Annotated in this window: 8 protein-coding genes and 1 tRNA gene; 5 read left to right on the top strand and 4 right to left on the bottom strand. The window is 68.3% G+C overall.

The window, feature by feature from the left end:
• The 4 genes from VN419_RS10010 to VN419_RS09995 all read right to left on the bottom strand — a co-directional run.
• Nucleotides 1-453: MFS transporter (locus VN419_RS10010; protein ID WP_325647051.1), on the bottom strand; the 453-nt coding region annotated here is incomplete at its 3' end.
• 270 nt (nt 454-723) lie between these two features.
• Complete coding sequence (locus VN419_RS10005) at nt 724-1299, bottom strand: manganese efflux pump MntP family protein (protein ID WP_325647049.1); 576 nt, start codon at nt 1297-1299, stop codon at nt 724-726.
• A 15-nt stretch (nt 1300-1314) separates the two neighbouring features.
• The gene (gene cysS, locus VN419_RS10000) at nt 1315-2772 is read right to left on the bottom strand and encodes a cysteine--tRNA ligase (protein ID WP_325647047.1); all 1458 of its coding nucleotides are present in this window, start codon (nt 2770-2772) and stop codon (nt 1315-1317) included.
• Between the two features lie 365 nt (nt 2773-3137).
• Nucleotides 3138-4817, bottom strand: coding sequence for a sigma-54 dependent transcriptional regulator (locus VN419_RS09995; protein WP_325647045.1), 1680 nt, complete (start codon nt 4815-4817; stop codon nt 3138-3140).
• 170 nt (nt 4818-4987) lie between these two features.
• Between VN419_RS09995 and VN419_RS09990 the strand changes: the two genes are divergently transcribed.
• The 5 genes from VN419_RS09990 to VN419_RS09970 all read left to right on the top strand — a co-directional run bounded on the left by VN419_RS09990 (nt 4988) and on the right by VN419_RS09970 (nt 10379).
• Nucleotides 4988-7171, top strand: coding sequence for a glycosyltransferase (locus tag VN419_RS09990; protein WP_325647043.1), 2184 nt, complete (start codon nt 4988-4990; stop codon nt 7169-7171).
• Complete coding sequence (locus VN419_RS09985; RefSeq protein WP_325647041.1) at nt 7156-8904, top strand: glycosyltransferase; 1749 nt, start codon at nt 7156-7158, stop codon at nt 8902-8904. Before VN419_RS09990 ends, VN419_RS09985 begins: the two co-directional genes overlap by 16 nt.
• Complete coding sequence (locus VN419_RS09980; protein ID WP_325647039.1) at nt 8901-9686, top strand: YkgJ family cysteine cluster protein; 786 nt, start codon at nt 8901-8903, stop codon at nt 9684-9686. Before VN419_RS09985 ends, VN419_RS09980 begins: the two co-directional genes overlap by 4 nt.
• Before the next feature lie 11 nt (nt 9687-9697).
• Nucleotides 9698-10189, top strand: a complete 492-nt coding sequence (rfaE2, locus tag VN419_RS09975; protein WP_325647037.1) for a D-glycero-beta-D-manno-heptose 1-phosphate adenylyltransferase — start codon at nt 9698-9700, stop codon at nt 10187-10189.
• A 114-nt stretch (nt 10190-10303) separates the two neighbouring features.
• Nucleotides 10304-10379 (top strand) — tRNA-Ile (locus VN419_RS09970).
• Nucleotides 10380-10732: the final 353 nt, after the last annotated feature.

Here is a 10732-nt window from a genome sequence, read left to right as displayed (position 1 = left end):
GGGCACGATGGAGTACGGCACAAGCGCTGCGATGGAATACACGCCAAAGGCCTGCCCGCTGCGCTCCGGCGCGATGCTCGTCACCAGAAGCGTGGTGGCCGAGGCCGTCATGAGCGCGATGCCCACCCCGTTCATCAGCCGCAGGGCGAACAGCCCCGGCACGTCCGTCTCGAACAAATACCCCACCCCGCAGCCGATCAACAGACCGATGCCCAGGAAGATGGCCCAGGGCGCGGTGCGTTCCGTCAGCTTGGGCGTGAACAGCAGGAACCCGGCGATGGTCGCCAGCGACGACGAGCCGATGATGGCCCCGCGCCAGGCCTGCGGCACCCCCAGGGACTCCAGGTACGGATACAGATTGTAAAAAACAGAAATGTTGCAGTAGGCCAGCAGCATGAACAGGCACAAGGCCAGGAAGCGGAAGGTGAACAAGGGGGGGCGGGGGGTCTGCATGTGTGCTCCGCGGGCGCTCGGCCCGTGGGCAAGCGCCTAGCTCCGGCGCGGGCGCAGGTCAAGGCGTAAGTGCCCGCCCGCATGCCGGAACGAAAACTCCCCATTCCCGCCGAGCCTGACCGCAACGAAACCTAGCCCCCGAAACGACTCCGCCGGATGCGCCGCCCGGCTTTGCGGGCGCGGCATCCGGCGCTGCGGGTCCAGGGGGTGCATACCCCCTGGCGGGGTCAAGGGGCGGAGCCCCTTGCCGACGCCCAAAGGACGCGGCGGCTACAACACCTGATGGTCCAACAGGATTTTCAGCCCAATGCCGATGAGGGTGACGCCGCCGAGAATCTCGGCGTAGCGGCTGACGGCGGAGACATGCCCGGCCATGCAGCCGATCTTCATGCCCAGGGCGGTGATGAGGAAGCAGACCACGCCGATGACCAGGGCGGGCATCCAGATGGCCTCGCCCAGCACGGCGAAGGACAGGCCCACGGCCAGGGCGTCGATGCTGGTGGCCACGGCCAGGATGAGCAGCTGCATGCCCTGGGTGGGATCCTTGGGCGCGCAGGCCTCGTCGTCATCCTTGGAGGCGAAGCTCTCCCAGATCATCTTGCCGCCCACAAAGGCCAGCAGTGCGAAGGCGATCCAGTGATCGTAGGACTCGATGTACTCGCGCACGGACAGGCCAAGCAGCCAGCCCGCGATGGGCATGAGGGCCTGGAACAGGCCGAAGGCCCCGGCCATGCGCAGGGTTTGCGCGGCCTTGGCCTGGCGCAGGCAGATGCCCGTGGCCAGCGCCACGGCGAAGGCATCCATGGCCAGCGCCACGGCGATGGCGAGCAGGGTCAGAAAGGGCATGGCGTTCCTTGAGGCCTAGAGGACGTCCCAGGTCTGGCCCTGCGGGGTGTCCTTGACCTCGACCTGCATGGCGGCCAGTTCGTCGCGGATGGCGTCGGAGCGGGCGAAATCCTTGTTCTTGCGAACCTCCAGGCGCTCGGCCAGCAGGGCCTCGACCCTGGCCGGCTCGATGCCCGCGCGCTCCGCCCGGCAGGCCTTGAGGGACGCCAGGAAGGCTTCCGGCTCCAGGCCGAACACGCCCAGCACCGTGGACCACTTGGCCACCTCGGCGCGGATGCGCGCAAGCAGGTCGCGCCCGGCCTCGGCCTTGCGCAGAGCTTTGTCCTCCAGAATGCGCCCGGCCAGGCGCACCATGCCGAACAGGTGCCCCAGGGCGGCGGCGGTGTTCAGGTCGTCCTCGAAGGCGTCCACAAAGCCCTGCTCGTACCCGGCCTGCTCGTCCAGGATGTCCTGGGGCAGCGGGGTCTTGGACCACTTGGTCCCGGCCAGCGCGGCGTCCACCTGGGCCAGGGCCGTGTAGATGCGGCGCACGCCCTTCTCATTCTCCTCCAAGGCGTCGAAGGAGAAATCCAGGGGGCTGCGGTAATGCATGGTCAACAGAAAGTAGCGCAGGGTCTCGGGCAGAAACTTGGCCAGGATGTCGCGGATGGTGAAGAAGTTGCCCAGGGACTTGGACATCTTCTCGGAGTTGATCTGCACGAAGCCGTTGTGCACCCAGAACTTGGCGAACTCCTTGCCGGTGGCCGCCTCGCTCTGGGCGATCTCGTTCTCATGGTGCGGGAAGGACAGGTCCTGGCCGCCGCCGTGGATGTCCAGCGGCAGGGGCATGTACTTCTCGCTCATGGCGCTGCACTCCAGGTGCCAGCCCGGACGGCCCAGGCCCCACGGGCTTTCCCAGGAGGGTTCGCCCGGCTTGGCCGCCTTCCACAGGGCGAAGTCCAGGGGGTCCAGCTTTTCCTCGCCCGGCTCGACCCGCGCGCCGGAAACCAGGTCCTCGATGTTGCGGCCGGAGAGCTTGCCGTAGTCCGGGAAGCTGCGCACCTTGAAATACACGTCGCCGCTCTGCGTGGCGTAGGCGTGGCCGCTTTCGATGAGCCCCTGCGTGAGGGCGATCATCTCCGCGATGTGCTCCGTGCACTTGGGCTCCACGTCCGCGCGCAGAACGCCCAGCGCGTCCATGTCCACGTAGAATTCGCCGATGAACTTCTCGGCGATCTCCTGCGAGCTCACGCCCACTTCGTTGGCGCGCTTGATGATCTTGTCGTCCACGTCCGTGAAGTTGCGCACGAAGGTGACGTCATAGCCTTTGTGGCGCAGGTAGCGCACAAGGACGTCGAAAACCACGGCGCTGCGCGCGTGGCCGATATGGCAGAAGTCGTAGGCCGTGATGCCGCAGACATACATGGACACGGCGTTGCCGCGCTGGGGGACGAATTCCTGCTTGGCGCGGCCAAGGGTGTTGTACAGGCGCATTGAAACTCCAAACGGTGCGATTCTATGTTGCGGGTGCAAGGCCAGGGGCTCCGCCCCTTGACCCCGGCAGGGGCGCTGCCCCTGCACCCCGCCAAAGGGCATGCGCCCTTTGGGATCCCAGTACGCTTGTGGGCTGCCGGGCAGACTTCGCTGCCCGGCAGCCCACAAGCGGTCATTCCAAAGTGGTCAGGCAAACATAAGCATGGAACATGGTCCGTCCAGGCGCGGATAGTCCAGCCTGAGAGAATCCGCAAGCCCTGCGCGCCCCGGTTGTAAAAATGCGAGGGAAGCGAGAGCGCGGACCTCAACATGTCCCAACGCAGTCGGCCCCCAACGGGGCCTGAGGCGACGCCCCAGAGAAATTCCTAAACTTCCAGCCCCTGCTCCCGGTACTCGTTCAGCTTGTTGCGCAGGGTGCGCACGGAGATGCCGAGGAGCTGCGCGGCCAGGGTGCGGTTGCCGCTGGTCTCGTCCAGGCTTTTCAGGATGAGCTGCTTTTCCATCTCGTGCAGGGGCATGACGGACACGGCTTCCTTCAGCGTGGCGGGCGGCGCGGGCTGGCTCAGGCCGTCCGGCCCGGCGCCAGACAAGACGGGCGGGGCGGGCGCGGCGGAGGAAGAGGCCGGGGCGCACCCGCCGTGGGCCGCCGCCAGGGCCTCGTCCTCGGGAAGGTCTATGCCCCAGGTGTCGCCATCGAGCAGGAAGTGCCGCTGCTGGATGGGCCCGCCCTGGGCCAGCAGCACGGCGCGCTCCATGAGGTTCTGGAGTTCGCGCACATTGCCCGGCCAATCGTAGGAGGCCAGCCAGGAGCGCGCTTCCTCGGCAAAGACCTGAGGGCCCATGCCGTAGGCTGCGGCGTACTTGCCCGCGAAATATTCGGCCAGGATGAGCACGTCGCCGCCGCGCTCGGACAAGGCGGGCAGGCGCAAGGGGATGACGTTCAGGCGGTAGAACAGGTCCTGGCGGAACTTGCCCTCGCGCACGGTCTGCTCAATGTCGCGGTTGGTGGTGGCCAGCACGCGCACGTCCACGCTGATGGTCTCCACGCCGCCCACGCGGTCGATCTCGCCCTCCTGCAGCACGCGCAGCAGCTTGGCCTGCAGGGCCAGGTCCATTTCGGTGATCTCGTCCAGCAGGATGGTGCCGCCCTGGGCCAGCTCGAACTTGCCCAGCTTGCGGTTGATGGCTCCAGTGAAGGCGCCCTTCTCGTGGCCGAAGAGCTCCGATTCCAGCAGGTGCTCGGGCAATGCGGCGCAGTTGATGGCCACGAAGGGCTCGCGGGCGCGGTCGGAATTGTGGTGGATGAAGCGGGCGAACATTTCCTTGCCCGTGCCGCTGGGGCCGCTGATGAGCACCGTGGCCTTGCTGCGCGCCACCTGCCGGGCCAGGGCCAGCACGCGCTGCACGGCCGGGTGCCGGCCGATGATCTGGAAGCGCCCGGCGGGCGGATCCTGCGGGGCGCTGGCGGTTTTGGAGACGCCCGTGGCCGCGGCATTGGACATGAGCCGCGCCCCGTGGCCCGAAGCGGAGGCCGAGGCGTTGGAGGCCAGGCGCGTGGCGGCGGAACCATAGCCGCCGGAAGAATTGGACGCCAAGCGCACCGCGCCCGAATGGCCGGACGAATTGGAGGCCAGGCGCGACGAGCCGTGCCGGGGCGCGTCGTCATAGGCCGGGGTGTCGTCGGGCGGGGGCAGCACCAGGTGGATTTTTTCCCAGGCCAGGGGCTCCAGCCAGTAGTCGCGCGCGCCGAGCTCCAGGTATTTCTGCGCTTCCTCCGCGCTGCCGGAGCGAGAGAAGATGATCACCGGGGGTTTGGGTTCGCCGGCGTCGCCCAGTTCGGCCAGACGGGAAAGCAGGGCCAGGGCGTCGTAGCCGGGCATGCTGGGGCGTGAGAAGATGAGCGCGGGCTGCGAGCGTTTGAGGAAGGTCAGGGCGGAGTTCAGGCCGTCGGCCACGCCAGCCTGCACCCCGGCGTCGCGCAGGGCGGGGAAGATGCCGCTGACGGATTGCGGCTCGGCAATGAAGAGGATCGTCCGCTCTGACATACCCTGCGCTTGTAGCCCCATCCGCAGAGATTATCAATAGAGGCCGGGCCATAGTCGGCTTTGGACAACGCCCAGGAACATTATCTATTTTTCGTCCGCCACCCTCGGCGGGCGGCCCATGTTTGCGTGTCGGCGCGGCATCTGGTAGCAGGCTTGGGCAGGAGTCATACGTGCCAACAAGCATTCCGGTCTTTTGCTACCACAATGTCAGCGACGTGGACGGCCACTCGCCCCGGCGCTTCGAGGAGCACCTCGCGGCCATACGGGACGCGGGCTTCCGCACCATTTCCGGCCGCGAACTGGTGGCCGGGCTCAAGGGTCTCGCCCCGTTGCCGAAGAAGGCCTGCGTGCTCACCTTCGACGACTGCCACCTGAGCAACTGGACCCTGGCCGCGCCGCTTTTGGCCAAGTACGGCATGACGGCCACCTTCTTCTGCGTCACGGACTTCATCGGCCAGGGCGAAAAGCGCCCCCAGCTGCCCCCCGGGGCGGGCGGCCCGGAGCTTCTGAGCGCGCCGGACTCCTTCCGCCTGGTGCTCGGCGCGGACGACCGCTCCCAGTTCATGAACGAAGCCGAGCTCAAGGCCATGATCGCGGACTTCGGCTTCGAGGTGCACGGCCACAGCGCCCGGCACCAGGGAACCTTCCGCAGCCTGGTGAAGACCGCGGAGTTCGGCGACGCCCACGCCCACTGGAGCGCCACGGGCATCTACCCCGCGCACATGCGCCACGCGCCGGAGGCGGCCCGGCTGCCGCTGTTCGAGACGGGCAGCAGCTACGTGTACAACGGCTATTGGCCTGTGGAAGGCAGCGCCCAGACAGGCGGCGGCGTGTACTACCGCCGCAGGACCGACGCCGAACGCCGGGCCCATTGCCTGGCGGACTTCCGCCGCTGCTACGAGCGCATCCGCGAGATCAACGGGTATGGCGACGAGCAGCACTTCTGCTGGCCCTGGGGCCAATACGACGAGCTTTCCGAGGCCTGCGCCAGGGAAGCCGGATTCACCGCCGCCTATACCCTGGAGCGCAGCGCCAACACCGAAGACGCCGACCCCATGCGCATCTACCGCATCGGCGTGGGCAAGACCAAGGACGGCGCCTGGGTGAGAAGCCGCCTGCGCATGTACTCCGGCTCCCTCTCGGCCCGCTTCTTCTTCAAGTTCCTGCGCAAAAGGCCGGAAGTGAAGAGCGTGCTGTACATGACCGACTCGGACAAGCTTTCCGGCGGCAGCAGGCAGATGGTGAACAACATCCTGGGCATGCGCGAAAGCGGCTTGCGCGTCACGGCGGTGATCCCGCCCGGCTCGGAAATCCGCGCGGCGCTCACTCCGCTCACCGGCGGCGAGAATCCCATCGAGCTGGTGGAATACGGCGGCTTCCGCCAGTACGTGCAGGCTGCGTCTTTTGTGGCCGGGCTGGCCGGGAAGGTGGAGGCCGACGTGGTGCACACCTTCCACGCGCGGGCCTACAAGAGCGCGGCCATCGCCAAGATGAAGGGCGCGCGCTTCAGCCTGTTCATCAACCGGGGCGTCATCTTCGCGCCCAACACCATCTTCGCGCTCTATTGCCTCATGGCCAAGGGCGTGACGGTGAACTCCCAGGTCTGCGCCGAGGTGCTGCGCAAGTACCAGGTGCCGCAAAACCGCCTGCGCCTTGTGTACAACTCCTTCCTGCCGGAGGACGGCGTTTTGCCGCCGGAGCGCCAGGCCCGCAAGAAACGCGGCTGCCGCGTGCTCTACGTGGGCAACGAGGGCCCGGCCAAGGGCTTTGACGTGTTCCTGCGCGTGGCGGCGGAGCTGGTGGAGCGCGGCGTGCGCGATCTGGAGTTCGTGGGCGCGGGCGTGCGCGACATGCGCTCCTTCGAAAACCTCGTCACCGCGCAACTGAAGAACCGCTTGCGCCTGCCCGGCCACCTGTCGCACGAGGCCGTGCTGGCCGAGCTGGAAGCCGCGGACGTGCTCATCCTGCCCTCCCGCCAGGAGAGCCTGCCCAACGTGCTGCTCGAGGGCTTCGCCTGCTGCCTGCCCGTGGTCTGCACGGCCGTGGGCGGCATGCCGGAGCTGGTGCACGACGGGGTCAACGGCTGCCTGCGCCCGGCCGAGGACGTTTCCGGCCTGGCCGACGCCGTGGCCAAGCTGGCCGAAGATCCGGCCCTGCGGCTGCGCATGGGACGCATCAACCGGCGGCTGGTGACGCGCCACCTGGGCAACGCGGCCAAAACCCTCACCCTCATGCGCGTCTATTTCGGCGAGGCCCTGTTCGAGCCACTGCCCATCGAGGCCCTGGCCAAACAAGTGGCTGCGGAGGAATCCCTGCAGCCGTTGAGCGAGGCGCCGCCATGCCAGCATCGTTAGCCGGGTCCTGGTCCGCCCTGCCGGAAACCGTTCGGCAGCGGCTGGCGCTGGCCTCCACAGGCTGGCGGCACCTGGCCCTCGCCGGTGCGCAGTGCCTGCGCCTGGCCCGGGCCGAGGGCGACGCAGACGAAAAAGCCCGGCTGTACGCCCTGGCGGCGGACATCCTGCTCTGGGCCTTTGGCGAGAATCCCCTTTCCGGCCCGCTGGCGGCGGAAATTTTGAGCGCAAGCGACCTGCCCCTTTCCGAGGCAGCGCGCGCCGGGCTTTCCGCCGTGGCCGGGCGCTGGCGCATGCCCGAGGCCAAGGAGAGCGGTCTGGCCTACTTCGAGCGCCTGGCGCAAAGGCGCGACACGCCCAAGCTGGCCGAGTTCCTGGCCGCGCAGGTGGCCAAGGATCCGGACGGCCTGTTCTGGCGCGAAAAGGCCCTGGCGCTGGCGCTCTACAGCGGCGAGGCCGAGCTTGCCCGCGCCCTGGAGACTGCGGCCCTGGAAGGCCTTTCCGCCATGCCCGGGCTGGCCCCGGCCGCGCGCATCCTTTCCGCCCAATCCGCCTTTCTGCGCAGGGACGCCGAATTTTGCCTGCATGAACTAATGAGCGACCTGCACCCCTTGCAGGAGGCCTACGGCCCGGCCTTTGCCGCCGCGCGCGCCGGGCTGGCGCTGCTTGCGGCGGGCGAGGACGCCGCCGCCCTGCCGCTTCTGCGCGACTGCCTGCGCGCGGCCCCCTGGCAGGCCGCCCTGGCCCAGGTGGCGACCGACGCCGAGTCCGGCCTGCGCCGGCAGCTCGCCCCGGTGCCCGGCCCGGCCCTTGTGCTGCTCTATTCCTGGAACAAGGCCGACGACCTGGACGCCACCCTGGCCTGTCTGGCCGCGTCCGATCTTTCCTGCGCGGGCGGCGGCCGCGCGCGCATCATGGTGCTGGACAACGGCAGCACGGACAAGACCGCCCAGGTGCTGGACGCCTGGGCGGAACGCCTGGGCGACGCCTTCCTGCGCGTGGACCTGCCGGTGAACATCGGCGCGCCCGCGGCGCGAAACTGGCTGGCCGCCACGCCGGAAGCCAAGGCGGCCGAAACGCTCATTTACCTGGACGACGACGTGACGCTGCCGCCGGACTGGCTGCAACGCCTGGGCGCGGCCCTCCGGGCGCACCCGGACGCGGGCGTGGTGGGCTGCAAGGTGGCGGACCACCAAGCCCCGCACCTGCTGCAGAACGTGGCCGGGCACCTGGTCATCCCGCCCGAGGCGACAAGCGACCGGCCGGACGTGGACTTCCAGAGCCTGACGCCCAATCCTTTCCGCCTGTGCGACGCGCACTTGCAGGGCCCGGACTGGGGCCTGTTCGATTTCATCAGCCCCTGCGCCTCGGTGACGGGCTGCTGCCACCTGTTCCGGCGCGCGGCCTTCGACGCCGTGGGAACCTTCTCCCTGGCGCTCGGCCCCTCGCAGTACGACGACTTCGAGCGCGACCTGCGCATGCTGGCCACGGGCCGCGCGGCCGTGTGCCAGGGGCACCTGCGCGTGCGGCACCGCAAACGCTCCGGCCTGGCGGCCCAGGGTTCACGGGGGCAGGAAGGCGACGCCTCGTCCAACGCCCAGGGCAACCGCTACAAGATGCAGACCATGCACTCCCGCGAAGAGATCGCGGGCTTCATCGCAGCCCAGGCCCAGCGGCTTGGCGAGGCCGCGGCCGGGGCCTTCGCGCTCCTGGACCGGACCGGAGACCCCACATGACCCAGCCCGATGACGACAAGAGCCAGCAGTTTCTGAACGAGCACGAGGAACTGGCCCCGGGCCAGGGCTTCCGCTTCGCCTGCCACGCCGGGGTGAGCTGCTTCGGGGCCTGCTGCTCCGCGCTGGACCTCATGCTCACCCCCTACGACGCCCTGCGCCTGCGGCGCAGCACGGGCCAGGCCTCGCGCGACTTCGTGCACGAGTATGCGGACCTGACGGCCATGCCCGGCATCGGCCTGCCCATGCTGCAGATGCACATGCAGGACACCGAGGCCAAGCGCTGCCCCTTCTCGCACAACAACGCCTGCGCGGTATACGAAAACCGCCCCTCTGCCTGCCGCACCTATCCGCTCGGCCGGGCCACCCGCCCCTGCCCCGGCGGAGTGCAGCAGCAGATCTTCGTCCTGCGCGAGGCCCACTGCAAGGGCTTTGCCGAGGCCAGCCAGTGGAACACCGCCACCTGGATGACCGACCAGGGCCTGGACAGCTACAACAGCGCCAACGACCGCTTCATGGCCCTGGCCTCGGACCTGCGCCAGTTCGAGCAAGACACCGGGCGGCACATGAACAGCCAGCAGGCGGGCATGAGCGGCCTGGCCCTGTACCAGCCGGACGACTTCCAGCGCTTCCTGGTGGGCTCGCACCTCATGGACCGCCTGGACATGACCGACGCCCGGCGCGAGGACGTGCTGCACGACGAGGAGGCCTGCCTCGACTTCGGCTACGACTGGCTGGAGCTGTCCATCATGGGCCACACCGAGCACCTGCAGCCCAAAAGCTAGGGGGAGCGCCCATGACCACCCTCAGCCATCCCAAAATCCTGACCCTGCCGGAATTTCTGGCCAAGCGGGCCGCGCTGCCGCCGGACTATCGTCTGGTGTTCACCAACGGCTGCTACGACATTCTGCATCCCGGCCACGTGGACCTGCTGGCCCGCGCCCGCGCCCTGGGCGACGGCCTCATCCTGGGCCTCAATTCCGACGCCTCGGTCAGGCGCATCAAGGGCGAACTGCCCGGCCCAAAGCGCCCGGTGAACAGCGAGGCCGAACGCGCCTTTGTGCTGGCCGGGCTGGCCAGCGTCGATTTCATCGTGCTCTTTGACGAGGACACGCCGCTGGAACTCATCCGCGCCGTGCGGCCGCAGGTGCTGGTCAAGGGCGGCGACTGGGACGTGTCGCGCATCGTGGGGCGCGACCTTGTGGAGGCCGACGGCGGCCGGGTGGTGAGCTTGCCGCTCTTGCCCGGCTACTCGACTACGGGGCTCATCGAGCGCTTAACGCGCTAGGGCTCATCGAGCGCCTGGCGCGCCAGGGCTGACGCCCCCGGAGACGCGGAGCCGGAAAACCCGGCTTGACAACGGGCCGCGCCCAAGCTATGCAGTTCTGCTCAGACGGTTTTCGGGCCAATAGCTCAGTTGGTAGAGCCCCCGGCTCATAACCGGATGGTCCCAGGTTCGAGCCCTGGTTGGCCCACCAGACGACACTGGCCGCCAGCCGGAGAATGGTTCCGGCCGGACGACGATATCGTTTTCAAGCCCGCTACCCCGGACGTTCCAGCAGGACGCACCAAGGACGCACATTGACCAGACGCGCCGCAGCGAAGGCCGCCAAATTTACCGCCCGGACTTGTGCAGGCGAACGCAGATGCTCCCAGGGGGAAACCCTACGGGAGCATCTACGCGTTTTGGGGGACTAAAATGAACGCAGACAAGGCCCTCTCCCGCATCCGCGCCCTTGCGCCGGAGGCCTACGCCGCAGACTGGGACAATTCCCGCGTGCAGATCCGCGGCGAACGCGCCGAGATCAAGAAACTCGCCGTGGCCCTGGAC

It is taken from the genome of Humidesulfovibrio sp. (genome assembly GCF_035560995.1).
Taxonomy (GTDB): Bacteria; Desulfobacterota; Desulfovibrionia; order Desulfovibrionales; family Desulfovibrionaceae; genus Humidesulfovibrio.
This window is presented reverse-complemented; position numbering and strand designations above follow the sequence as displayed.